Genomic DNA, 24,123 nt, shown 5'->3' with positions numbered 1-24,123 from the left:
GTCTCCGACAATGACGCATTCATGGCGAATTTCAAGCCGGTTTGAGCTTTCCGTAATCATGATTTTCAAGTTGGCTTGAGCTTTGCTTAATAATGTGGAAGTAATCGGGTGCGGGGAACGGAGAGGAAAAATGTCAATATTAAGCTGGATTATTCTCGGCGTCATCGCCGGCTTCATAGGCAGCAAGATCGTCAATAAAAGCGGGCAGGGCCTGGTGCTCGATATCGTGCTTGGGATTGTCGGGGCTATCGTCGGCGGGCTGATCTTCAGCGCCTTTGGTGCGTCGGGCGTTACGGGGCTGAACATCTATAGTCTGATAGTGGCCGTGATAGGCGCGATAGTTGTCCTGTGGGCTTATCACCAGTTTACCGGCAGGCGGGCTCTTTAGAAACGGGCAGATCGGCAGTTGCGCCGGCATTCACCCGAATGCCGAGCGCCTATCTAATCCTTTTGAGGATCTGGCGGATCAGCGTGTTGAGGCCGGCTTCCAGCCCTCTCACCATGATCGGCCATAGTTCCTCCAGCAATCGCTGCCATACGGCATCGCGCCCAATCCTCACCGGCAGATTGGGCATCTCGCCCATTGCCGCCGTCACGTCGCGACGCAGCCGCTCGCCACAGGCGCTTGCGCCGCTGATCGTCGGATCGAAGGGCAGCCGGGTGAAATCCCATTTTCCGCGCTGCTCGATGCCCAGATTGCTCTCGACTTCGGCATGCGACAGCACCGTTTTGGGCGTGACCTTGATGCGGTAATATTTGCAGAGTTCGGCGACAACCGCGGTCATCGCGTTCCACTGTGCCCTGGTCATCGGATAGCGGCCGGCATCGAACGGCCTTTCCTCCGCCCCGGCCATGCAGCAGAGCGAAACCCCGATCGAGCCGCCATTGCAGTTGAGCGTGTGCGCGGCATATCCCGGTTTTACCCGACCCGAATTGAGCGCGATTGACGGCCGGCCCCTGACCAGACGGCCATTCCCCTCGACCAGTATGTGATGCGCATCCCTATCGGTATCGCCGGCCGAATGCGAGCCTGCCGTCCAATGGCAAACGACGCGCTTCATCGCAACATTGGGCAACCAGTCGGGCGGCAATGCCACAGAAATCTCCGCGACATAAGTTCAGTGACGCAGCACAGTATAATTTCCTTGGCGGCGGACGCGAAAACGAAACGATAGTTTGGTTGAGCGTTTCTAACGGTCAGCTATTCGCCGGCATCTTCGGCGACCGCGTGTTCTCTGTATTGCGGCAGATCGTCAGTGATCGTGAACCACTTCGCCTTGGAGCCGACGAAGATGTGCTGCGTCGGGCGGATGGTTGGCTCGTCGACGAGGCTTCCCATGGCGACATGCACGAAGGCACCGTCGCGGACCACCGAATAGAGCAACGAGCCGCAAGTCTTGCAGTGCGCGTCATGGACGGTTTCGTCGCCGAAGATCGTGAGATTGTCCTCGCCCCTCGTGAGGCTCAGCCTGTCCCGCTCGATGCCGGCGAATGGCTTGAAGGCCGAACCGGTGGTACGCCGGCAGTTCGAGCAGTGGCAGTTCGCGGCATAGACGAACGCGTCCGCCACCGCGTACTGAACGGCGCCGCACAGGCATTTTCCGGCGAGCATGCGGTTGCTTGCATTCTGGTTGTTTCCGTTCTCCGGGCTTGCCATACGCTTCTCCACTCAGGCGATCGTCCCTACACCCTCTCCAGCTCTAGGCGACGACGGTTAACCGGCGCTTGCGCTCGTCGAGCGAGACAATGGTCAACCCGCTGGCCACCACCAGCAGGATACCGCAGATGGCCAGCGCATTCGGGAGCTGCCGGAAAACCACCAGGCCTGAAATCACCGCCCAGACGGTAAAGCAATAGTAGAACGGCGCCACCACGCTGGTCGGCCCGACGCGATAGGCCATGAAGATGAAGAAGTGGCCGAAGATCAGGAACAGTCCGGCGCCGCCCATCAGCAGCAGGTGACGGGTTTCAGGCACCACCCAGCGCTCGGAAACCAGATGCGCAACGCCGGCGCCGGCCAGCACCACAATCACCGCGGAAATAGCCACGACCATTCCCGGCACGTCGGCAGCGACCTTGCGCCCGGCCAGATCGCGCGCCGCGGACAGGGCTGCATTGCCGAGCGCCAGCAGGGCGTAAACCGAAATCCCCTGCATCGTCGGTTGTGCCACCATCACCGCGCCGACAAAGCCGAGCCCGATCAGCGCCAGGCGAACCCCGCCGATCCGTTCGCCAAACAGCATCGAGGAGCCGACCAGCATCAGCAAGGGCGTGATCTGTCCGAGCGCGGTGGAATCGGCGATCTGCATGTTGGCGAGCGCCACCACGTAGCAAAGGATCGCACCCAGTTCGAGCAGGTTCCTACGCAAAACCTTGGCGTCGAGGATTAGCGGGATGTGCTTGCCATAGCCCAGCACGAACAGCAGCGGAATGCCCCACAACGTTGCCGCCGCGCCGCGCAGGAACAGCACCTCATAGGGCGGCAGTCCCGCGGTTGCGAGCTTCATCATCGTATCGTTGACGATGTAGGACCCGGTCGAAACGACCATGAACAGCGGGCCTCGTATGGCAGTCGGGATGAAATGCATCGGCCCACGAAATCAGACCGGCGCCAAAGCGGCAATGGGCCAGATCCGTCTGTAAATCCGTCAAAGCCGTCAGCCGCCGCCGTAACCATTCCATTTGCCCTTGTTCGTTCCTATATCCGCGCCACATTCTCCGAAACCGGATCACGCGTTCGGGCGGGCGAGCGCGCTCGGCGACAAGGCACTTGTGTTTTTCGGCCTTAGTCGCTAATCGCCCCGCATTCGACTGAACTGAAGGTCCAGGCCGTCCCAGGCCGTCCAAGGAAAGAGACTATGGCAAAAGGTAAATTCGAGCGCACTAAGCCTCATGTGAACATTGGCACGATTGGTCACGTCGACCATGGCAAGACGTCGCTGACGGCGGCGATCACCAAGTATTTTGGCGAATACAAGCGCTATGACCAGATCGATGCGGCGCCCGAAGAGAAGGCGCGCGGCATCACCATTTCGACGGCGCATGTCGAATACGAGACCGCCAACCGCCACTATGCCCATGTCGATTGCCCCGGCCACGCCGACTATGTGAAGAACATGATCACCGGTGCCGCGCAGATGGACGGCGCGATCCTGGTGGTGTCGGCCGCCGACGGCCCGATGCCGCAGACCCGCGAGCACATCCTTTTGGCCCGCCAGGTCGGCGTGCCCTCGATCGTGGTGTTTTTGAACAAGGTCGACCAGGTCGACGACGCCGAGCTGCTCGAGCTGGTCGAGCTCGAGGTGCGCGAGCTTTTGACCAAGAACGAGTTCCCCGGCGACGACATTCCGATCGTCAAGGGTTCGGCGCTTGCCGCCCTTGAAGACAGCGACAAGAAGATCGGCGAGGACGCCATTCGCGAACTGATGGCTCAGGTCGACGCCTATATCCCGACGCCGGTTCGTCCGCTCGACAAGCCGTTCCTGATGCCGATCGAGGACGTGTTCTCGATCTCGGGCCGTGGCACGGTGGTGACCGGCCGCGTCGAGCGCGGCGTCGTCAAGGTCGGCGAGGAGCTGGAGATCGTCGGCATCCGCCCGACCACCAAGACGACCTGCACGGGCGTCGAGATGTTCCGCAAGCTGCTCGACCAGGGTCAGGCGGGCGACAACATCGGCGCGCTGCTGCGCGGTGTCGACCGTGAAGGCGTCGAGCGCGGCCAGGTCCTGGCCAAGCCCGGCACCGTCAAGCCGCACAAGAAGTTCGTTGCCGAAGCCTACATCCTGACCAAGGACGAGGGCGGCCGCCATACGCCGTTCTTCACCAACTACCGTCCGCAGTTCTATTTCCGCACGACGGACGTGACCGGCATCGTGTCGCTGCCGGAAGGCACCGAGATGGTGATGCCGGGCGACAACATCACCGTCGATGTCGAGCTGATCGTGCCGATCGCCATGGAAGAGAAGCTGCGCTTCGCCATCCGTGAAGGCGGCCGTACCGTCGGTGCCGGCATCGTCGTCACCATCAAAGAGTAATCGTCGGCGCTGCCGGTTGAGATCGGATGCGAAAGGGCGGTCTTCGGGCCGCCCTTTTGATTCTGATATTCCGGCAATGGATTAACCGCATTGCCTTAAATCCTGTTGCAAGCGCCTCTGCCATAACTAGTATAGGTTGCATCGAGGGGGCTGCCCAAATGGTTCCATGGCGCCGTTTGCATAGTCAGGCATGGTGGTCGCTAGGGCTGATCTGCCTGGTGTCGTTGCTTGCCATGGGCCACGCTGCCTTCGCAGCGGATGCAAAGAAATCCACGCCGGAAAAATCCACGCCGGATTTCGGCCCGACGATGCGGTTCGTCGTCGTCCGCAGCAGCGCGCCGGGCTGCGAGCCGACCTGTCCGGAATGGATATCGGCGGAAGGCTCGATTGAAGCCGGCACGCCGGCCCTTTTCAAGCGCACGCTTAAGGCGCTTGGCGCCCGAAAGCTGCCGATCGTCGTCGATTCCCCTGGCGGCAATGTCGAAGCGGCGCTGACACTTGGTCGCCTGATCCGCAAGAACAAGCTCGATATCGCCGTCGGCAAAACCCGCTTCGCCGGCTGCCTGCCAGATATGAAGAACTGCAAGGAAAACGACGGCAAGGGCGCCCGTTATTTCGGCGATGCCTATGGCAACGGCGCCATCTGCAATTCCGCCTGCCCGTTGATGTTTTCCGGTGGCATCCGGCGCGTGGTCGGGGAGTGGGCCTTTCTCGGCGTCCATCAGATCACCACGACCTATATCCGGACGAAATTGCTGTACCGCACCACCTACCGCATGGTGAAAGGCAAGAGGAAGATACTCAGTACCAGGGTCGTCAGCCGGAAGAACGCGGGCAGCTACAAGACCTACGAAATGAACAAACCGCTGGAGCGGAAGCTGGCGGCCTATCTGAAGGAGATGGGCGTCGGCCTGGGCGTGCTTGAGACCATGAAAAGCACGCCGGCCAGCGGCATCCAGCAACTGATTCCCTACGATATGCTGCAAATGAATCTCGTCACCAGTCTGGATGCCGTCGACCTGCTGACCGCGCCAACCCTGTGCAAATCCGATCCGTTGCCGGCGAGTTGCAGGGAAGTGCCGGCGCCGGCGAACATCGCGAAGCCGGCCGGGCAAGTGGTGGCGAGCGCCGAGCCTGCACCTCTGGGGCTCGAAACCCCGCCGGCGAAGGAGGTCGCTGACATGCGCTTCGTCCTGGTCCGCGGCAGCAACCCGCTATGCAATCCCAATTGCCCGGAATGGATCTCGGCCGAAGGCGCAATTACCACTGACACGCCCGAAAAATTGCGCCAACTGCTTGACAGCGTCGGCGACCGGCGCCTGCCCATCGTAGTCAGTTCGCCGGGTGGCGACGTGCTCGGTGCTTTGGCGGCCGGAAGGCTGATCCGCGAACGCAAGCTCGACGTCGCCGTGGCGCGGACGGATTTCATTGGCTGCGAGCCGCGGCAGGCCGACTGCATGGCCGAAGACGGCGTCTACAACGGACTGACGGTCGATGCCGGCGGCGAGTGCGGCTCGGCCTGCCCAATCATGCTCGCCGGCGGTGTCAAACGCCTGGTCGGCCCGCGTGCACAGTTGAGCGTGCATTCGGTACGGCAGGAGCAAAAGGTCAAGGCCTATCTTGAGGACATGGCCATCGGCCCCGGTCTGTTTACGGCAATTCAGCTATATTCGGTCGAACGGCAGCTCGATCTCGACAGGATGCTGAAATACGGGCTGACAACAGGGCCTCAATCGGCAGACGAATTGACAGGCCCCGGCATCTGCAGATCGGAGCGACGGCCGGAGAACTGCCGCGAAGCCTCGGGCGTGAAGGCTCAGGCCAGCACGCCGGTCAAATCGTAACGCGGGCATGATAGCCGCGAGCTGATCGTGCCGATCGCCATGGAAGAGAAGCTGCGCTTCGCTATCCGTGCAGGCAGCCGGACCGTCGGTGCCAGCATCCATCAAAGAGTAATCGGCGCCGGCATTGCCGGTCGAGATCGGACGCGAAAGGGTGGTCTTCGGGTCGCCCTTTTTCGTCTGCTGACTCCGGGCAGAACAATCTTGCGCGGGTGTTTCAAAGCTATTGCAAGCACCATCGCCGCAACTATTATCGGTTGCATCAAGGGGGCTTTTGCCAAGCGTGGTTCCAGAACGCCGTTCAAACAGTAGGGCAAGGTGGTGGCGCGGGTTGGTTCGCCTGGCGCCGATGGTCGCAATTGCGATGGTTGCCTTTGCGGCGAAGGCCGAGGATGTCTTCCCGAAATGGTCCGATCCGACGACTTGGACCGATCCGAAGATATTCTCCGATGATCTCTCGCCCATGCGATTCGCAGTCGTGCGGAGCAACGCGATCGGCTGCGAGCCTAACTGTCCGGAATGGATTTCGGCAGAAGGCGCCATAGAAGCGGGCACGCCAGCGCAGCTCAAGCGCGTATTGAAGACGCTCGGCCGCCGCAAACTGCCGATTATCGTCAATTCCCCGGGCGGCAATGTCGATGCGGCGCTCCAGCTTGGTCGAATAATCCGCAAAAACAAGCTCGATATCGCCGTCGGTACGACCAAGTTTTCCGATTGTTGGCCTGGGATGAAGGACTGCCGAGCCAATGACGGCAAGGGCGCCGCATATTTCGGCATTGCGTCTGACGGGGGCGCCATGTGCAACTCCGCGTGTCCGCTGATGTTTGCCGGAGGCGTCGGACGCGTGGTCGGCGGTTGGGCCTATCTAGGCGTCCATCAGATCACTACGACTCATTTCCGCACAACACGGCAATATCGAACCACCTATCGAGTTGTGCGGGGCAAAAAATACAAGATCACCACAGAAACCGTCACTCAAGACAATGTCGGCTACAAGACCTATGAGATGAGCAAGGCGATTGAGAGGAGGCTTTCGGCCTATCTCAGGGAGATGGGTGTCGAACGGGGCGTGCTCGACAGAATGAAGGCCACGCCCGCCAGCGAAATCCGGCAGATCGCCCTCGATGACATGCTGACGATGAAGCTGGTCACCAGCAGGGACTCTCTCGACATGCTTACGCAGGCGGGCATTTGCCGGCGGAGTCCTGCGCCGACGAACTGCAGAGAGATCCCTGCGAATGCCAAACTGGCCAAGGTGGCAGCGATCGAGGCGAAGGCCGGACCTTCTCAGCCGGCTCAAGTCCCCCTTTTTCAGCCGGTCAGGGAGGCACCTGCTCAGCCGGTCCAGGTAGCGCCAGGAAAGGAGGCGCCGGACAAGGGCTTCATACTCGTTCGCGGCAGTGATCCGATATGCGAGCCCCACTGCCCGGAATGGATGTGGGCTCTGCCGCTCGGGGCAGCGCGGGGTGGGGCACCCGAGATGCGCTTCGTGATGGTTCGTGGCAGCAATTCGTCCTGCAATCCCGACTGCCCGGAATGGATATCAGCCCAAGGCGTAATCACGAGCCGGACCCGGCAGAAGCTGGGCCAGTTCCTCGCAACGCTTGGCAGCCGGCGGCTGCCTATAGTGGTGAGCTCGCGAGGTGGCGACTTGTTCAGCGCTCTGGCGGTGGGGCGACTTATCCGTGAAAAGAAGCTCGACGTCGCCGTTGCCCGCACCGATTTCGTTGGCTGCGACCCGGGAGAGTGGAATTGCTTGGCCAAAGATGGCGCCTATGCCGGAGTGGCCAGCGATGCGAAAGGCGACTGCGATTCGGCCTGCGCGCTGATGCTGGCTGGGGGCGTCAGGCGGCTTGTCGGTTCACGGGCGCTACTCAGCCTTTACCTGATGGAACAAGACCAACTGATTAAGGCTTACCTTGACGAGATGGCAATCAACCCTGATCTGTTCATGGCGCTTCAGCGCATTCCTGTCGAACGTCAGCTCGAACCTGACGTGATGCTGAGGGTCGGACTGACGACTGGGCCGCAATCAGTGGACGAGCTAATGGGTGCCACCCTCTGCAGATCGGTGCCGAAGCCTGACAATTGCCGCGTGGTGCTCTCGCCCAATGCACAGGCCGAGGCGCCCGCCAAATTGTAGAGGCGCGTCGGCTTCGGAAACTGGCCATCGAGGCAGGTTGAGCGGCGCTCGATATTTCCGCTATCGTCCAGCGAAGATCAGCATGGGGGATAGCGAATGAGCCAGGATGTCCCGACATTGTTCGAATGGGCCGGCGGCTCCGAAGCGCTGAACCGCCTGACCCAGACCTTCTACGACAAAGTCGCTCGGGACCCCATCGTCGGGCCGGTGTTCAAGCACATGTCGCCGGACCATCCCGCTCACGTCGCGGCTTTCATCGGCGAAGTCTTTGGCGGACCGAAAACCTACAGCGAAAAACATGGCGGCCATCGCGAGATGGTGATGCCTCATCTCGGCAAGCATCTGACCGAGGAGCAGCGCCGGCGCTGGATCAATCTTCTTGCCGACGCCGCCGACGAGATCGGGTTGCCTGACGATCCCGAATTCCGCTCGGCCTTCATGGGCTATGTCGAATGGGGATCGCGGCTGGCCAAGATGAACTCCAACAAGGGCCCGACCTGCGATCCCGAGAGCGAACCAATGCCGACCTGGGGTTGGGGGGTGCCGGGCGGCCCCTACAAGCCGCCTTCGGGAGACTGACCGGGCACGATTCGGTCGAAAACCCTGCCGGCCAGGAAAACGGGTGGCTATGGAGGTTTCGGTCCTCCAGGCTAACGGTTTGAAGTCGCCGTCGACTGGCGGGGCCACACTGAGAACCGGAGACTTGCGATGAGATCGGAAGGCAAGAAAAGTTCAGACAGCGCCTTTGACAGCGGTCGCGGAACTCGAAATCCATTTGGCGTCATGGACGTCCCCACTCCCGACGACGAGGAGGTCTCGGCGTTCGCCGCCAGCGTGAAACTGGAGGGAACTGCAAGTGATGAAAACGCCGAAACGTGGGGCACCGAAAGCGACCGCGACCGCAACGACACCATCGAAGGCAGCTGGTCCAGCCGATGGAACGGCGGTGGCGATCCCACAATTCCGGGTGATAGCAAGGATAAATGGAAGTCCGGCCGGGGCGAGGTGAAGACGGCGGGAGAGAGAGTTTACCTATTGTTCGATTGGCATGATGGCGTGCGCAAGGGGCTCATCGATGCCCGCCGCGTCGGTGCGAAAGGGCTGGTGGGAAAATATATCAATCTGACCGACCCGAAAATCGTGCGTCCCTGGGTCGGCCTGATCGTCAGCAACCAGAGAATCGACGGGAAATGGCCTGGAGGACGCCTGGACTTCCGCAGATGAAGGCTGGGCAGCGCACGTCGCTCTTTACAGAGCGCACGGAAGCTTTTAGGAAGCGCCTGCTGCGCCGACATGCGCATACGGGCATAGCTCAGTTGGTAGAGCGGCGGTCTCCAAAACCGCAGGTCGTAGGTTCGAGCCCTGCTGCCCGTGCCATTCTTTGAATGGATACCTAAAAACGATTCTTTGCAGTGCGGCCTTTGAAAATCGGCTTGTGACTTGCCATATAGCACAAGTTGCGGCATAAGGGCCGCATAGCCGGGACGGGACGACTGGATGGTTCCGAGGCGGCGTTTGGCCATAAAGCGGACACTTGCCACTTGCGTGGATCAAGAATCGGTTTTATGTAGACGAGACAGACACGCGACGCGTGGAGCTGGGAAGCCGGCTTTACGCGTCTGATTTGCATGGGCGAAATGATTGCGCTGATTCGGCGCGAACGCACGCTCAAGCGGCACGTCCCGGCCAGCGGGATCATCCAGGGGGCCCGGCCAACGGGTCCTGCAGACAGAGCGGCATATGGCTTCGAAAACCACAAATCCCTTCACTTTTCTCCAGCAGGTTCGCGCGGAGACCGCCAAGGTCACTTGGCCGTCGCGGCGCGAAACGATGATCTCGACGGTGATGGTCCTTGTGTTCGCGGTCATCGCGATGATCTTTTTCTTTACCGCAGACGTGGCCATGGGCTTTGCGGTCGAAAAAATCCTCGGCCTCGGACAGTAAGTCCGGCGATTACGGAGAAGTCTTGAAATGACCGCGCGGTGGTACATCGTCCACGCCTACTCGAACTTTGAAAAGAAGGTCGCCGAGGACATTGAGAACAAGGCCAAGCAGAAGGGCCTGTCCGCCGACATCGAGCAGATCGTGGTGCCGACCGAGAAGGTCGTCGAGATCCGCCGCGGCCGCAAGGTCGATGCCGAGCGCAAGTTCTTCCCGGGCTATGTGCTGCTGAAGGCCAATCTGACCGACGCCGTGTTCTCGCTCGTCAAGAACACGCCGAAGGTCACCGGTTTCCTGGGCGACTCCAAGCCGGTGCCGATCACCGAAGCCGAGGCCCAGCGTATCCTGAACCAAGTTCAGGAGGGCGTCGAGCGGCCGAAGCCGTCGGTGACGTTCGAGATCGGCGAAGCGATCCGCGTTTCGGATGGACCATTCGCGTCCTTCAACGGTTTCGTCCAGGAAGTGGACGAGGAGCGGGCGCGGCTCAAGGTGGAAGTTTCGATCTTCGGGCGCGCTGTGCCGGTCGATCTGGAATTCGGACAGGTCGAGAAGGGCTGATCCGAAATCCCTGCACCGGTTTCGGCGGCAGGGAAGGCGGTGCGGAGATCGCGCGGCCAAAACGGGTGGGAGGCGAATGCGGCTTTAGCCGGCCGCGCGGACCGCACCACCAGACTGCAACCGCCGGCAAGACCGGCATGAGAAAAGGCAGGAAGAGAGATGGCTAAGAAAATTGCAGGCCAGCTCAAGCTCCAGGTTTCCGCGGGATCGGCCACGCCGTCGCCCCCGATCGGCCCGGCGCTTGGTCAGCGTGGCATCAACATCATGGAGTTCTGCAAGGCGTTCAACGCGCAGACCCAGGAAATGGAAAAGGGTTCGCCGGTTCCGGTCGTCATCACCTACTACCAGGACAAGTCGTTCACCTTCGTCATGAAGACGCCGCCGGTGAGCTATTTCCTGAAGAAGGCCGCCAACCTGAAGTCGGGTTCCAAGGAGCCGGGCAAGCTCAAGGCCGGTACGATCGGCCGCGACAAGGTGCGCGCCATCGCCGAGCAGAAGATGAAGGATCTGAACGCAAACGACGTCGAGGCGGCCATGCGCATGGTCGAGGGCTCCGCCCGCTCGATGGGTCTGGAAGTGGTGGGCTGAGATCATGGCAAAGATTGCAAAGCGTGTATCGAAGACCCGCGAAGGCATCGACCCCAACAAGGCTTACGCTTTGGGTGAGGCGCTGAAGCTGCTCAAGGATCGCTCCTCGGTGAAGTTTGATGAGACCGTCGAAGTCGCGATGAACCTCGGCGTCGATCCCCGTCATGCCGACCAGATGGTCCGCGGCGTGGTCAATCTGCCGAACGGCACCGGCCGCAGCGTTCGCGTCGCCGTGTTCGCGCGCGGCGACAAGGCCGAGGAGGCCAAGGCCGCCGGCGCCGACATCGTCGGAGCGGAGGACTTGGTCGACATCGTCCAGAAGGGCACGATCGACTTTGACCGCTGCATCGCCACGCCGGACATGATGCCGCTGGTCGGCCGTCTCGGCAAGGTGCTCGGTCCGCGCGGCATGATGCCGAACCCGAAGGTCGGCACCGTCACCACTGACGTTGCCGCCGCTGTCAAGGCATCGAAGGGCGGCGCCGTCGAGTTCCGCGTCGAGAAGGCCGGCATCGTTCATGCCGGCGTCGGCAAGGTGTCGTTCGACGTCAAGGCGCTGGAAGAAAACGTCCGCGCCTTCGCAGACGCGGTGACCAGGGCAAAGCCGGCTGGGGCCAAGGGCAACTACGTCAAGAAGGTGTCGGTCACCTCGACGATGGGCCCGGGCCTCAAGCTCGACGTCTCGACGCTCGCAGCGTCCTGATACGAACAATTGGATCGGCCGCTAAAACGCTGATCCGTGAAAGAATTCCGGGCCTCCGACCTGTCGGCGGCCCGGCACCGGAAGCCGAAAGGCTTCCGGACATCCTGTCCGAGATTGCAGGCGGCCCCCAAGCCTTAGGTGATGTGGGCCTTAATTCATGTGGGCCTGCATGAGACGGGTGAAGACCGGACAACGGAGCGAAAGCTCCAATGAAAGGTTCGAACCGTGTTTGCCTTTTGTCTGCGCACCGTCCGGCTTGCCGGCAGGTGTGGCGAAAGGGGGCAGGATCCTCGAGCGCCGTTCGGGAGATCCGTTACTGGATGGCCCGGCCGGCAAAAAGGCAACCCGACGCCTGTCCTTCGTAGAGGGCAGGGGTCAACTGGAGATAGGCAGTGGACAGAGCGGAAAAACGCGAACTCGTCACGGGCCTGAATGATGCGTTTTCAAGCGCTGGTTCAGTCGTCGTGGCCCACTACGCCGGTATCACCGTCGCGCAAATGAACGACCTTCGGTCGAAAATGCGCGCCGCCGGTGGCACCGTCAAAGTCGCGAAGAACCGTCTCGCCAAAATCGCTCTTCAGGGCACGGACTCCGCATCGATCATCGAGCTGTTCAAGGGACAGACGCTGATCGCCTATTCGGAGGATCCGATTGCGGCGCCGAAGGTCGCGTCCGATTTCGCCAAGGGAAATGACAAGCTTGTCATTCTCGGTGGCGCAATGGGCACCACCTCGCTCAACGCCGACGGTGTGAAGGCACTCGCCACACTTCCGTCGCTCGATGAGCTGCGCGCCAGGCTGGTTGGCATGATCGCCACGCCGGCAACCCGGATCGCCCAGATCGTCAATGCGCCTGCGGCCTCGGTCGCGCGCGTCATCGGCGCTTACGCCCGGAAGGACGAGGCGGCATGAGGCCGTTCCTCGCTATCACAAACACACGTTCGAACCTTATGAAGGAACATTGCAATGGCTGATCTGGCAAAGATCGTAGACGACCTTTCGAAGCTGACCGTCCTCGAGGCGGCCGAGCTGTCGAAGCTTCTTGAAGAAAAGTGGGGCGTTTCCGCCGCTGCTCCGGTGGCGGTTGCCGCTGCCGGCGGCGCTGCGGCCGCTGCTGCTCCTGTCGAGGAAAAGACGGAATTCGACGTCGTCCTCACCGAGGCAGGCGCTCAGAAGATCAACGTCATCAAGGAAGTTCGCGCCATCACCGGTCTTGGCCTCAAGGAAGCCAAGGACCTGGTCGAGGCGGCTCCGAAGCCGGTCAAGGAAGGCGTTTCCAAGGCCGACGCGGACAAGTTCAAGGCCCAGCTGGAAGCAGCCGGCGCGAAGGTTGAACTGAAGTAAGCGTTGAGTACCGGCGGATGGCGTCGCGCCGTCCGCCACTCCCATCACGTCTAGGGGAGGCTCATAGCGCGAAGAGTGCGAAAACCTCTTTCCTGAGGGCCGCAAACCGGCCTTCAGGAAACGGGTTTTCTCCCGTTTCTGGCCCACCACCAATTGGTGGTGGGTGAAAAGACAAGAAGCCGCCTCCAGGCGGCGGGCAACAAGACAGGGCCGCCAAGGTGGCCCGAGATGCAAGGCGAGCCGCGGCGAGGCTCGTCCCGAGAATTGAGCTAAGGAGCGACGATGGCCCAGACCCAGACTTTCAATGGCCGCAGACGCGTACGCAAGTTTTTCGGAAAGATCCCGGAAGTTGCGGAGATGCCGAACCTGATCGAGGTTCAGAAGGCATCCTATGACCAGTTCCTGATGGTGGAGGAGCCCAAGGGCGGGCGTCCTGACGAGGGGCTGCAGGCAGTTTTCAAGTCGGTCTTCCCGATTTCCGATTTTTCCGGCTCCTCGATGCTGGAATTCGTGAAGTACGAGTTCGAGGGACCGAAATTCGACGTTGACGAATGCCGTCAGCGCGACCTGACCTACGCGGCGCCGCTCAAGGTGACGCTGCGCCTCATCGTGTTCGATATCGACGAGGATACCGGCGCGAAGTCGATCAAGGACATTAAGGAGCAGGACGTTTACATGGGCGACATGCCGCTCATGACCTTGAACGGCACCTTCATCGTCAACGGCACCGAGCGCGTCATCGTCTCGCAGATGCACCGTTCGCCGGGCGTCTTCTTCGACCATGACAAGGGCAAGTCGCACTCGTCCGGCAAGCTTCTGTTTGCCGCGCGCGTCATTCCCTATCGCGGCTCATGGCTCGACATCGAGTTCGATAGCAAGGACGTCGTGCACGCCCGTATCGACCGCCGCCGCAAGATTCCGGTCACGTCGCTGCTGATGGCGCTCGGCATGGACGGCGAAGAGATCCTGTCGACCTTCTACAACAAGATCACCTACAAGCGCGCCGGCGACCATTGGCGTATCCCATTCAACGTCGAGCGTTTCCGCGGCCTCAAGGCTGTTGGTGACCTGGTCGACGCCGACACCGGCGAGGTCGTCGTCGAGGCCGGCAAGAAGATCACTGCCCGCCAGGCCAGGGCGCTTGGCGAAAAGGGTCTCAAGGCGATCAAGGCGACCGACGAGGATCTGCTCGGCAACTATCTCGCCGAGGATATCGTCAACTATGCGACCGGTGAGATATTCCTCGAAGCCGGCGACGAGATCGACGAAAAGACGCTGAAAGTGCTGCTCGGCACCGGCGAGGACGAGATCAAGGTTCTCGACATCGACCATGTCAACGTCGGCGCCTACATCCGCAACACGCTCAACGTCGACAAGAACGAGAGCCGCCAGGACGCACTGTTCGACATCTATCGTGTCATGCGCCCGGGCGAGCCGCCGACGCTCGAGACCGCCGAAGCCATGTTCAACTCGCTGTTCTTCGACAGCGAGCGCTACGACTTGTCGGCCGTCGGCCGCGTCAAGATGAACATGCGCCTTGAGCTCAAGGCCGAGGACACGGTGCGCGTGCTGCGCAAGGAGGACATCCTGGCCGTGGTCAAGACGCTGGTCGAACTGCGCGACGGCAAGGGCGAGATCGACGACATCGACAATCTCGGCAATCGCCGCGTGCGCTCGGTCGGCGAGCTGATGGAGAACCAGTACCGCGTCGGGCTGCTGCGCATGGAGCGCGCGATCAAGGAACGCATGTCCTCGATCGAGATCGACACGGTGATGCCGCAGGACCTGATCAACGCCAAGCCGGCGGCTGCCGCCGTGCGCGAGTTCTTCGGTTCCTCGCAGCTGTCGCAGTTCATGGATCAGACCAACCCGCTGTCGGAGATCACCCACAAGCGCCGTCTTTCGGCGCTTGGACCGGGCGGTCTGACCCGCGAGCGTGCCGGTTTCGAAGTGCGCGACGTGCATCCGACGCATTACGGTCGCATCTGCCCGATCGAGACGCCGGAAGGCCCGAATATCGGCCTGATTAACTCGCTGGCGACCTTCGCGCGCGTCAACAAATACGGCTTCATCGAGAGCCCGTACCGCAAGATCGTCAATGGCAAGCTGACCAATGAGGTCGTTTACCTGTCGGCTATGGAAGAGGCCAAGCACCACGTCGCGCAGGCCAATGCCGAGCTCGACAAGAATGGTCATTTCGTCGACGAATTCGTCATTTGCCGCAACGCCGGCGAAGTGATGATGGCGCCGCGCGAAAACGTCGATCTGATGGACGTATCGCCGAAGCAGATGGTGTCGGTGGCCGCGGCTCTGATCCCGTTCCTCGAGAACGACGACGCCAACCGTGCGCTGATGGGCTCTAACATGCAGCGTCAGGCCGTGCCGCTGGTGCGCGCCGAAGCGCCGTTCGTCGGCACCGGCATGGAGCCGATCGTCGCCCGTGACTCGGGCGCCGCCATCGGCGCCCGCCGCGGCGGCATCGTCGACCAGGTGGACGCGACGCGTATCGTCATCCGCGCCACGGAAGATCTCGATCCCGGCAAGTCCGGCGTCGATATCTACCGGCTGATGAAGTTCCAGCGTTCGAACCAGAACACCTGCATTAACCAGCGTCCGCTGGTGCGCATGGGCGACCGGGTCAACAAGGGCGACATCATTGCCGACGGCCCGTCGACCGAGCTCGGCGATCTGGCCCTTGGCCGGAACGTGCTGGTCGCGTTCATGCCGTGGAACGGCTACAACTACGAGGATTCCATCCTTCTGTCCGAGCGCATCGTCGCCGACGACGTCTTCACCTCGATCCACATCGAGGAATTCGAAGTCATGGCCCGCGACACCAAGCTCGGGCCGGAGGAGATCACGCGCGATATCCCGAACGTCTCGGAAGAAGCGCTGAAGAACCTCGATGAGGCCGGTATCGTCTACATCGGTGCGGAAGTGCAGCCGGGCGACATCCTGGTCGGCAAGATCACGCCGAAGGGCGAAAGCCCGATGACGCCGGAAGAAAAGCTGCTGCGCGCCATCTTCGGTGAAAAGGCCTCGGACGTGCGCGACACCTCGATGCGCATGCCTCCGGGAACCTTCGGCACCGTCGTCGAAGTGCGTGTCTTCAACCGCCACGGCGTCGAGAAGGACGAGCGCGCCATGGCGATCGAGCGCGAGGAGATCGAACGCCTCGCCAAGGACCGCGACGACGAGCAGGCGATCCTCGACCGCAACGTCTATTCGCGTCTTTCCGACGTTCTCGTCGGCAAGGAAGCGATTGCCGGGCCGAAGGGCTTCAAGAAGGGCTCGAAGCTGTCGAAGGACACGCTCGACGAGTATCCGCGTTCGCAGTGGTGGCAGTTTGCCGTGGAGAACGAAAAGCTCCAGAGCGAACTGGAAGCCCTGCGTGGCCAGTACGACGATTCCAAGAAGGCGCTCGAGCAGCGCTTCATGGACAAGGTCGAGAAGGTGCAGCGCGGCGACGAAATGCCTCCGGGCGTCATGAAGATGGTTAAGGTCTTCGTGGCCGTGAAGCGCAAGATGCAGCCCGGCGACAAGATGGCCGGCCGGCACGGCAACAAGGGTGTCGTCTCGCGGATCGTTCCGGTCGAGGACATGCCTTTCCTCGAGGACGGCACGCATGCCGATATCGTGCTTAACCCGCTGGGTGTGCCGTCGCGCATGAATGTCGGCCAGATCCTGGAAACGCATCTGGGCTGGGCTTGCGCCGGAATGGGCAAGAAGATCGGCGATCTGATCGACGCGTACAAGACGGCGGGCGACATCAAGCCGCTGCGCAAGACGCTCGAGAGCTTCATGCCGGCCAACGACCGCAACGAGCCGATCCGCGAATATGACGACGAGAGCATCATTCGCCTCAGCGAGCAGATGCGCCGCGGCGTCTCCATCGCGACACCGGTGTTCGACGGCGCGCACGAGGCCGACATCAACATCATGCTGGAGCAGGCAGGCCTGCACACCAGCGGTCAGTCGCAGCTCTATGACGGACGCACCGGCGAACCGTTCGATCGCAAAGTGACGATGGGCTATATATATATGCTCAAGCTTCACCACCTTGTGGACGACAAGATCCACGCGCGTTCGATCGGGCCGTACTCGCTCGTTACCCAGCAGCCGCTGGGCGGCAAGGCGCAGTTCGGTGGCCAGCGCTTCGGCGAGATGGAGGTCTGGGCGCTGGAAGCATACGGCGCCGCCTACACGCTGCAGGAGATGCTGACGGTGAAGTCGGACGACGTCGCCGGCCGCACCAAGGTCTACGAGGCGATCGTCAGAGGCGACGACACCTTCGAGGCCGGCATCCCCGAGAGCTTCAACGTTCTCGTCAAGGAAATGCGGTCTCTCGGCCTCAACGTCGAGCTGGAGAACACCAAACTCGACGAAAACCCGATCCGGCTGCCCGACGCGGCCGAATAAGCAAGACGCTCGGTCGCGGGAGAGGGCTCTCGCGACCGGGGCGCACCCAAATTCTTCGGCCGATGGCCGATCAAGTCGGCGGGCGTTTGGCCCGCGCTAGATGCAAGGGGTTTCGAGGACCCCGAAAAGGAGAACGGCATGAACCAAGAGGTCATGAATCTCTTCAATCCCCAGGCGCCCGCGCAGGTGTTCGATTCCATCCGGATCTCGCTTGCCAGCCCTGAGAAGATTCTGTCCTGGTCGTTCGGCGAGATCAAGAAGCCGGAGACCATCAACTACCGCACCTTCAAGCCGGAGCGTGACGGCCTGTTCTGCGCACGCATTTTTGGTCCGATCAAGGACTATGAGTGCCTGTGCGGCAAGTACAAGCGCATGAAGTACAAGGGCGTCATCTGCGAGAAGTGCGGCGTCGAAGTCACGCTGTCGCGCGTCCGCCGCGAGCGCATGGGCCATATCGAGCTGGCGGCACCGGTCGCCCACATCTGGTTCCTGAAGTCGCTGCCGTCGCGCATCGGCACGCTGCTCGACATGACGTTGAAGGACATCGAGCGCGTCCTCTATTTCGAGAACTACATCGTCACCGAACCCGGCCTGACCGCGCTGAAGGAGCACCAGCTGCTCAGCGAGGAAGAGTACATGATGGCCGTCGACGAGTATGGCGAGGATTCGTTCACCGCCATGATTGGCGCCGAGGCGATCCACGACCTGCTGGCCGGCATGGACCTCGAGAAGATCGCCGGCGATCTGCGCTCGGAACTGGCTTCGACCACCTCCTAGCTCAAGCAGAAGAAGTACCTGAAGCGGCTCAAGGTCGTCGAGAACTTCATGGAGTCCGGCAACCGTCCGGAATGGATGATCATGAAAGTGGTTCCGGTGATCCCGCCGGACCTGCGCCCGCTTGTCCCGCTGGACGGCGGCCGTTTCGCCACGTCGGATCTGAACGATCTCTATCGCCGCGTCATCAACCGCAACAACCGCCTGAAGCGGCTGATCGAGCTGCGCGCGCCCGGCATCATCGTGCGCAATGAAAAGCGCATGCTGCAGGAAGCCGTCGATGCACTGTTCGACAACGGCCGTCGCGGCCGCGTCATCACCGGCGCCAACAAGCGTCCGCTGAAGTCGCTGTCCGACATGCTGAAGGGCAAGCAGGGCCGGTTCCGCCAGAACCTGCTCGGCAAGCGCGTCGACTATTCCGGCCGTTCGGTCATCGTCACCGGTCCCGAGCTCAAGCTGCACCAGTGCGGCCTGCCAAAGAAGATGGCGCTCGAACTGTTCAAGCCCTTCATCTACGCCCGTCTCGACGCCAAGGGTTACTCCTCGACCGTCAAGCAGGCGAAGAAGTTGGTCGAGAAGGAGCGTCCGGAGGTCTGGGATATCCTCGACGAGGTCATCCGCGAGCATCCGGTGCTGTTGAACCGCGCGCCGACGCTGCACCGCCTCGGCATCCAGGCGTTCGAGCCGATCCTGATCGAAGGCAAGGCGATCCAGCTTCACCCGCTGGTCTGCACGGCCTTCAACGCCGACTTCGACGGCGACCAGATGGCGGTCCACGTGCCGCTGTCGCTGGAAGCGCAGCTCGAAGCCCGCGTGCTGATGATGTCGACCAACAACATCCTGCACCCGGCTTCCGGTGCGCCGATCATCGTGCCGTCGCAGGACATGGTTCTCGGTCTCTACTATCTCTCGATCGTCAACCAGAACGAGCCGGGCGAGGGCATGGTGTTTGCCGACATGGGCGAACTCCAGCACGCGCTCGAGACCAAGGCGGTGACGCTGCATGCCAAGATCAAGGGGCGCTTCCGTACGGTCGACGCCGACGGCAAGGTCGTGTCGAAGATCTACGACACTACGCCTGGCCGCATGATCATCGGCGAACTTCTGCCGAAGAACCACAATGTGCCGTACGAGACCGCCAACCAGGAGATGACCAAGAAGAACATCTCCAAGATGATCGACACCGTCTACCGCCATTGCGGTCAGAAGGAGACGGTCATTTTCTGCGATCGCATCATGGCTCTCGGCTTCAGCCACGCCTGCCGTGCCGGCATTTCGTTCGGCAAGGACGACATGCTGATTCCGGACGCCAAGATCAAGCTGGTGTCCGACACCGAGGCTTTGGCCAAGGAGTACGAGCAGCAGTACAATGACGGCCTGATCACCCAGGGCGAGAAGTACAACAAGGTCGTCGACGCCTGGGCCAAGTGCTCGGAAAAGGTCGCCGACGAAATGATGGCCCGCATCAAGGCTGTCGAGTTCGAGGACAACGGCCGTCAGAAGCCGATGAACTCGATCTACATGATGTCGCACTCCGGTGCGCGCGGTTCGCCCACCCAGATGCGCCAGCTTGCCGGCATGCGCGGCCTGATGGCCAAGCCTAGCGGTGAAATCATCGAGACGCCGATCATCTCGAACTTCAAGGAAGGCCTCACGGTGCTCGAGTACTTCAACTCGACCCACGGCGCCCGTAAGGGTCTGGCCGACACCGCCTTGAAGACGGCGAACTCGGGTTATCTGACGCGTCGTCTCGTCGACGTGGCGCAGGACTGCATCGTCAACTCGCTCGACTGCGGCACCGACAAGGGCCTCACTATGCAGCCGATCGTCGATGCCGGTCAGGTCGTCGCCTCGGTTGGCCAGCGCGTTCTCGGCCGCACCTCGCTCGACGACATCACCCACCCGGTCACCGGCGAGGTTCTGGTCAAGGCCGGAACGCTGATGGACGAGCGTGACGTGGAACTGATCGAAAAGGCCGGCGTGCAGTCGGTCCGCATCCGTTCGGCGCTGACCTGCGAGGTCAGGGTCGGCGTCTGCGCGGTCTGCTACGGACGCGATCTGGCCCGCGGCACTCCGGTCAACCAGGGCGAGGCTGTCGGCGTCATCGCGGCGCAGTCGATCGGCGAGCCGGGCACCCAGCTCACCATGCGTACCTTCCACATGGGCGGCACGGCGCAGGTGGTGGATTCCTCGTTCCTTGAAGCCTCGTACGAGGGCAAGGTCGAGATCCGCAACCGCAACGTGGTGCGCAACTCCGACGGCCAGCTGATGGTCATGGGCCGCAATATGGCGGTGCTGATCCTCGACGAGGCCGGCAAGGAACGCGCCACGCACCGCGTCACCTACGGTTCGCGGATCTTCGTCGACGATGGCGACAAGGTGAAGCGCGGCCAGCGTATCGCCGAGTGGGATCCTTATACCCGCCCGGTCCTCACCGAAATCGAGGGCAAGGTCGCGTTCGAGGATCTGGTCGACGGCATTTCCGTTCAGGAAACCGCCGACGAATCCACCGGCATCACCAAGCGCGAGGTCATCGACTGGCGTTCGACGCCACGCGGCAACGACCTCAAGCCGGCGATCGCCGTCCTGGATGCCAAGGGCAAGGTCGGCAAGCTGTCGAAAGGTGGCGACGCCCGCTTCCTGCTCTCGGTCGAGGCCATTCTTTCGGTCGAGCCGGGTGCGCAGGTTCGCCCGGGCGACGTGCTGGCGCGTATCCCGATGGAAAGCGCCAAGACCAAGGACATCACCGGCGGTCTGCCGCGTGTTGCCGAGCTGTTCGAGGCACGCCGTCCGAAGGATCACGCCATCATCGCCGAGATCGATGGCACGATCCGCTTCGGCCGCGACTACAAGAACAAGCGCCGTATCATCATCGAACCGCATGACTCGACGCTTGAGCCCGTCGAATACCTGATCCCGAAGGGCAAGCCGTTCCATCTTCAGGATGGCGACGTCATCGAGAAGGGCGACTACATCCTCGACGGCAATCCGGCACCGCACGACATCCTGGCGATCAAGGGCGTGGAGGCGCTTGCCTCCTACCTCGTCAACGAGATCCAGGAGGTCTACCGCCTGCAGGGCGTGTCGATCAACGACAAGCACATCGAGGTGATCGTTCGCCAGATGCTGCAGAAGGTCGAGATCACCACGCAGGGCGATTCGACCTACATTCCGGGCGACCACGTCGACGTGATCGAACTGGAAGAGGTCAACGAGCGCCTGGTCGAGGAAGGCAAGAAGCCGGCCGAAGGCCAGCCGGTGCTGCTCGGCATAACCAAGGCCTCGCTGCAGACGCCGTCCTTCATCTCGGCCGCCTCCTTCCAGGAGACGACGAGGGTGCTGACCGAAGCTGCGGTTGCCGGCAAGACCGACATGCTGCAGGGCCTGAAGGAAAACGTCATCGTCGGCCGGCTGATCCCGGCCGGCACCGGCGGCACGATGAGCCAGATCCGGCGCATCGCCACCTCGCGCGACGAGCTGATCATCGACGAGCGCCGCAAGGCGTCCGGCGTCGAGGTCGCCGAGCCGATGCTGACCGACATGGCTTCCGCCGCGCAGTAAGCGCGCAAGAAAGAGAAGATAGAAAAGGGGCCCAAGTGGCCCCTTTTCGCATTTTGGTTCTCTAATCGGATCGGAGAAGAAAACGATGAGCATGAAGACCTGGGCTTCTGTCGACGACTACATTGTCGAGGCTCTTTTCGATGCGGATCCCGCCCTCGATGCCGTTCTGGCGGCCAACCATGACCACGGCCTGCCGGCGATCGACGTTTCGCCGGCACAAGGCAAGCTGCTGTCACTTCTTGCGCGAATGCAGGGAGCCAAGAAGGTACTCGAAATCGGCACGTTGGGCGGCTACTCGACAATCTGGATGGCGCGAGCGTTGCCCGTGGACGGCAAGGTCGTGACGCTCGAGCTTGACCCGCACCACGCCAGTGTCGCGCGGTCGAACTTTGAACGCGCAGGGGTGTCGGACCGGGTAGAACTGCGGGTCGGACCGGCGCTTCAATCGCTTGCGGCGTTAGGCGCCGAGAATGCCGGGCCATTCGACTTCATCTTCATCGACGCCGACAAGCCGAACAACCCGCACTATCTGTCGTGGGCCATGCGTCTTTCGAGGCCGGGGACCGTCATCGTCTGCGACAATGTCATCCGTGACGGCGCGGTGGTGAATGAAGATGGTCGTGACGCCAATGTCGAAGGGGCACGCGCGGCGTTCTCGTTCTTCGGCGGCGACAAGCGTCTGGAAGGCACCGCGATCCAGACTGTTGGCGCCAAGGGCTATGACGGCTTTGCCATAGCGATCGTCAATTGAACTTGCGCGGTGCGTCGCCGGACATGCGATCCGGCCGACGCCCGCTGATCAATCGAAAAAAGCTTGCACCACATTGCGCTTGCCCAGCATGAACGCGTCGGCGACGTGCTGAAGGGGCGCGAGATCGACGTCGGAGGTACCCGCGCGCACGATCTCGGCAAAGCGCTTGTAAAGCATCGGGTATTCCGCTTCCGGCCCCTCGTGAACGACGCGGCCGTCGACGGCGAGCTTCGAGCCGCCGCCGGAAAGCACCATTTTACCCCGGTCCGTCTCGGCCAGGATGTCCCAGCTCTGCGGGCCGGTCTGAAGCCAGTCGAGTTCCATCGTCACCGGCAATCCATCCGAGGTGCGGAAGGTGACATGGGCCGCGACCGGGGATGCACGGTTCTCCGGAAAATCGAGCTCTGCCGAACTGATGAACATTGGCGGCAGGATGTGGGTGGCGATCGACAGTGCGTTGATGCCGGGATCGAAGACGCCGAAGCCGCCCGGTGCCCAGATCCATTCCTGATTCGGATGCCAGCGGCGGACATCTTCCTTCCAGATGATAGCCGCCGATCTGCTTTTGGTTGAACCGAGGAAAGCGCGAGCGGCCTCGACAGCCGGCGCATAGCGCGAGTGCCAACTGGCGAACAGGCAGACGCCGTTCGCTGCCGCCAGCGCCTTCAGGTCCTCGACCTCGCTGACCGTGGCGCCGGGCGGCTTTTCCAGGAAGACATGCTTTTTCGCCACCAGCGCCGTGCGTGCGGCGTCATAACGGAACTGCGGCGGCATGCACAGCGACACCGCCTCGAGCTCCGGCACCGCGTCGAGCATCGCCTCGATCGTCGGGAAATTCGGGATGTCTTCGACTTTGCCGTGGCGGCTCGCTGCGGCGACCAGGCGATAATCCTGGTCCTTCGCCAAGGCCGGCAGGTGCTGGTCGCGGACGATCTTTCCCACGCCGACGATGCCGAGCTTGATGGGATTAGAGGACATGGGAGCTCCGCAGGTTGAGTGTGCTTGGTTTTACCGGAGGTCGCTTCTTAGCAGAGAACTTGTGTCGGGCAAGTCGCCGGGCTTTTGTCGCCGGCCGTGAGATCGACCGCGATTCAGATCTCTTCAGATCGGCACATCGAAGGTCACGATCGACACTTCGCCTTCGAGCGCGCCCTGATAGGCGGACAGATGCGGCTCCTCGTCGGGCACGCCGTCCAGGTCACCGATCTGGTCGAGATCGGCCTCGGCGTAACCTTCCGCGGCAAGTGATTCGAGAGCGCGGCGCACCGCCGAATCGTCGTCCGGGGCGACCAGCATCACATGCACGCCTTCCGGCTTGCCGCCTTTGCGCTTCCACACCCGGCCGGTAATAATGGTGACCGGGCGCTCCTCATTGTCATTCACGGGTTCGTACCTCCGGGCGAGGGGTTTTGGGCTGTTCATGCCGCCTTTTCGCACGAAGCACGGCGTGGAAACAGCCGCAAGCCG

Annotated in this window: 20 protein-coding genes, 1 tRNA gene and 1 pseudogene; 17 read left to right on the top strand and 5 right to left on the bottom strand. The window is 61.9% G+C overall.

Annotated elements, in window-relative coordinates; all coding sequences use genetic code 11:
- The first annotated feature begins 130 nt into the window (after positions 1 to 130).
- Positions 131 to 388 carry a GlsB/YeaQ/YmgE family stress response membrane protein gene (locus NKH98_RS15030; protein ID WP_254817133.1) on the top strand — a complete coding sequence of 86 codons (258 nt, stop codon included), beginning with the start codon at positions 131 to 133 and terminating at the stop codon, positions 386 to 388.
- Between the two features lie 49 nt (positions 389 to 437).
- On the opposite strand, the gene NKH98_RS15025 is transcribed toward NKH98_RS15030, so the two are convergent.
- The 3 genes from NKH98_RS15025 to NKH98_RS15015 form a co-directional block, all read right to left on the bottom strand.
- Positions 438 to 1,097 (bottom strand): peptidoglycan recognition protein family protein, encoded by a 660-nt coding sequence (locus NKH98_RS15025; protein WP_352899455.1) that lies wholly within the window; start codon positions 1,095 to 1,097, stop codon positions 438 to 440.
- 104 nt (positions 1,098 to 1,201) lie between these two features.
- The gene (locus NKH98_RS15020) at positions 1,202 to 1,657 is read right to left on the bottom strand and encodes a GFA family protein (RefSeq protein WP_352899452.1); all 456 of its coding nucleotides are present in this window, start codon (positions 1,655 to 1,657) and stop codon (positions 1,202 to 1,204) included.
- A 43-nt stretch (positions 1,658 to 1,700) separates the two neighbouring features.
- The gene (locus NKH98_RS15015) at positions 1,701 to 2,588 is read right to left on the bottom strand and encodes a DMT family transporter (RefSeq protein WP_352741120.1); all 888 of its coding nucleotides are present in this window, start codon (positions 2,586 to 2,588) and stop codon (positions 1,701 to 1,703) included.
- Positions 2,589 to 2,858: 270 nt separating this feature from the next.
- Between NKH98_RS15015 and tuf the strand changes: the two genes are divergently transcribed.
- The 16 genes and pseudogenes from tuf to NKH98_RS14935 all read left to right on the top strand — a co-directional run bounded on the left by tuf (position 2,859) and on the right by NKH98_RS14935 (position 22,656).
- Positions 2,859 to 4,034, top strand: a complete 1,176-nt coding sequence (gene tuf / locus NKH98_RS15010) for an elongation factor Tu (RefSeq protein ID WP_120015218.1) — start codon at positions 2,859 to 2,861, stop codon at positions 4,032 to 4,034.
- A gap of 158 nt (positions 4,035 to 4,192) precedes the next feature.
- Positions 4,193 to 5,878, top strand: coding sequence for a COG3904 family protein (locus NKH98_RS15005; RefSeq protein ID WP_352899449.1), 1,686 nt, complete (start codon positions 4,193 to 4,195; stop codon positions 5,876 to 5,878).
- Positions 5,879 to 5,917: 39 nt separating this feature from the next.
- A complete protein-coding gene (locus NKH98_RS15000; RefSeq protein WP_352899446.1) occupies positions 5,918 to 6,187 on the top strand; it encodes a hypothetical protein in 270 nt (89 codons plus the stop codon).
- Between the two features lie 37 nt (positions 6,188 to 6,224).
- The gene (locus NKH98_RS14995) at positions 6,225 to 8,018 is read left to right on the top strand and encodes a COG3904 family protein (RefSeq protein WP_352899444.1); all 1,794 of its coding nucleotides are present in this window, start codon (positions 6,225 to 6,227) and stop codon (positions 8,016 to 8,018) included.
- 96 nt (positions 8,019 to 8,114) lie between these two features.
- Positions 8,115 to 8,597: a group II truncated hemoglobin gene (locus tag NKH98_RS14990; protein WP_352899442.1), complete on the top strand. Its 483-nt coding sequence runs from the start codon at positions 8,115 to 8,117 to the stop codon at positions 8,595 to 8,597.
- Between the two features lie 129 nt (positions 8,598 to 8,726).
- Positions 8,727 to 9,242, top strand: coding sequence for a hypothetical protein (locus NKH98_RS14985; RefSeq protein WP_352899438.1), 516 nt, complete (start codon positions 8,727 to 8,729; stop codon positions 9,240 to 9,242).
- A gap of 77 nt (positions 9,243 to 9,319) precedes the next feature.
- Positions 9,320 to 9,395: transfer RNA gene (locus NKH98_RS14980), tRNA-Trp, on the top strand.
- 363 nt (positions 9,396 to 9,758) lie between these two features.
- Positions 9,759 to 9,962, top strand: coding sequence for a preprotein translocase subunit SecE (gene secE, locus NKH98_RS14975; protein ID WP_023680439.1), 204 nt, complete (start codon positions 9,759 to 9,761; stop codon positions 9,960 to 9,962).
- Between the two features lie 27 nt (positions 9,963 to 9,989).
- Positions 9,990 to 10,517: a transcription termination/antitermination protein NusG gene (nusG, locus tag NKH98_RS14970; RefSeq protein WP_006333333.1), complete on the top strand. Its 528-nt coding sequence runs from the start codon at positions 9,990 to 9,992 to the stop codon at positions 10,515 to 10,517.
- 159 nt (positions 10,518 to 10,676) lie between these two features.
- Positions 10,677 to 11,105 carry a 50S ribosomal protein L11 gene (rplK, locus tag NKH98_RS14965; protein WP_254817141.1) on the top strand — a complete coding sequence of 143 codons (429 nt, stop codon included), beginning with the start codon at positions 10,677 to 10,679 and terminating at the stop codon, positions 11,103 to 11,105.
- A gap of 4 nt (positions 11,106 to 11,109) precedes the next feature.
- Entirely contained in the window at positions 11,110 to 11,808 is a 699-nt protein-coding gene (rplA, locus tag NKH98_RS14960) for a 50S ribosomal protein L1 (protein ID WP_254817142.1), read from the top strand.
- Positions 11,809 to 12,200: 392 nt separating this feature from the next.
- Positions 12,201 to 12,719, top strand: coding sequence for a 50S ribosomal protein L10 (rplJ, locus tag NKH98_RS14955; protein WP_008875657.1), 519 nt, complete (start codon positions 12,201 to 12,203; stop codon positions 12,717 to 12,719).
- A gap of 54 nt (positions 12,720 to 12,773) precedes the next feature.
- On the top strand, positions 12,774 to 13,151 hold the full coding sequence (gene rplL / locus NKH98_RS14950) for a 50S ribosomal protein L7/L12 (protein ID WP_140752948.1): 378 nt from the start codon (positions 12,774 to 12,776) through the stop codon (positions 13,149 to 13,151).
- Positions 13,152 to 13,433: 282 nt separating this feature from the next.
- Positions 13,434 to 17,570: a DNA-directed RNA polymerase subunit beta gene (gene rpoB, locus NKH98_RS14945; protein ID WP_254817143.1), complete on the top strand. Its 4,137-nt coding sequence runs from the start codon at positions 13,434 to 13,436 to the stop codon at positions 17,568 to 17,570.
- A gap of 138 nt (positions 17,571 to 17,708) precedes the next feature.
- Positions 17,709 to 21,905: pseudogene (rpoC, locus tag NKH98_RS14940) on the top strand (DNA-directed RNA polymerase subunit beta').
- Between the two features lie 85 nt (positions 21,906 to 21,990).
- A complete protein-coding gene (locus NKH98_RS14935) occupies positions 21,991 to 22,656 on the top strand; it encodes an O-methyltransferase (protein WP_352899436.1) in 666 nt (221 codons plus the stop codon).
- A 48-nt stretch (positions 22,657 to 22,704) separates the two neighbouring features.
- Here the strand turns inward: NKH98_RS14935 and NKH98_RS14930 are convergent, their stop codons facing one another.
- Positions 22,705 to 23,634, bottom strand: a complete 930-nt coding sequence (locus NKH98_RS14930) for a Gfo/Idh/MocA family protein (RefSeq protein ID WP_352899433.1) — start codon at positions 23,632 to 23,634, stop codon at positions 22,705 to 22,707.
- 123 nt (positions 23,635 to 23,757) lie between these two features.
- On the bottom strand, positions 23,758 to 24,039 hold the full coding sequence (locus NKH98_RS14925) for a transcriptional regulator (protein ID WP_352899569.1): 282 nt from the start codon (positions 24,037 to 24,039) through the stop codon (positions 23,758 to 23,760).
- Positions 24,040 to 24,123: the final 84 nt, after the last annotated feature.

This window comes from Mesorhizobium sp. M0833, from assembly GCF_040319905.1.
Lineage (GTDB): Bacteria > Pseudomonadota > Alphaproteobacteria > Rhizobiales > Rhizobiaceae > Mesorhizobium.
Note: the sequence above shows the minus strand (reverse complement) of the source record. Positions and strands in the feature narration are given on the sequence as shown.

Excerpts from the sequence above, each read along its gene's own strand:
- NKH98_RS15030 (WP_254817133.1), top strand. The coding sequence starts at position 131 with ATGTCAATATTAAGCTGGATTATTCTCGGCGTCATCGCCGGCTTCATA.
- NKH98_RS15020 (WP_352899452.1), bottom strand. The coding sequence starts at position 1,657 with ATGGCAAGCCCGGAGAACGGAAACAACCAGAATGCAAGCAACCGCATG.
- NKH98_RS15015 (WP_352741120.1), bottom strand. The coding sequence starts at position 2,588 with ATGCATTTCATCCCGACTGCCATACGAGGCCCGCTGTTCATGGTCGTT.
- tuf (WP_120015218.1), top strand. The coding sequence starts at position 2,859 with ATGGCAAAAGGTAAATTCGAGCGCACTAAGCCTCATGTGAACATTGGC.
- NKH98_RS15005 (WP_352899449.1), top strand. The coding sequence starts at position 4,193 with ATGGTTCCATGGCGCCGTTTGCATAGTCAGGCATGGTGGTCGCTAGGG.
- NKH98_RS15000 (WP_352899446.1), top strand. The coding sequence starts at position 5,918 with ATGGAAGAGAAGCTGCGCTTCGCTATCCGTGCAGGCAGCCGGACCGTC.
- NKH98_RS14995 (WP_352899444.1), top strand. The coding sequence starts at position 6,225 with ATGGTCGCAATTGCGATGGTTGCCTTTGCGGCGAAGGCCGAGGATGTC.
- NKH98_RS14990 (WP_352899442.1), top strand. The coding sequence starts at position 8,115 with ATGAGCCAGGATGTCCCGACATTGTTCGAATGGGCCGGCGGCTCCGAA.
- NKH98_RS14985 (WP_352899438.1), top strand. The coding sequence starts at position 8,727 with ATGAGATCGGAAGGCAAGAAAAGTTCAGACAGCGCCTTTGACAGCGGT.
- secE (WP_023680439.1), top strand. The coding sequence starts at position 9,759 with ATGGCTTCGAAAACCACAAATCCCTTCACTTTTCTCCAGCAGGTTCGC.
- nusG (WP_006333333.1), top strand. The coding sequence starts at position 9,990 with ATGACCGCGCGGTGGTACATCGTCCACGCCTACTCGAACTTTGAAAAG.
- rplK (WP_254817141.1), top strand. The coding sequence starts at position 10,677 with ATGGCTAAGAAAATTGCAGGCCAGCTCAAGCTCCAGGTTTCCGCGGGA.
- rplA (WP_254817142.1), top strand. The coding sequence starts at position 11,110 with ATGGCAAAGATTGCAAAGCGTGTATCGAAGACCCGCGAAGGCATCGAC.
- rplL (WP_140752948.1), top strand. The coding sequence starts at position 12,774 with ATGGCTGATCTGGCAAAGATCGTAGACGACCTTTCGAAGCTGACCGTC.
- rpoB (WP_254817143.1), top strand. The coding sequence starts at position 13,434 with ATGGCCCAGACCCAGACTTTCAATGGCCGCAGACGCGTACGCAAGTTT.
- NKH98_RS14935 (WP_352899436.1), top strand. The coding sequence starts at position 21,991 with ATGAGCATGAAGACCTGGGCTTCTGTCGACGACTACATTGTCGAGGCT.
- NKH98_RS14930 (WP_352899433.1), bottom strand. The coding sequence starts at position 23,634 with ATGTCCTCTAATCCCATCAAGCTCGGCATCGTCGGCGTGGGAAAGATC.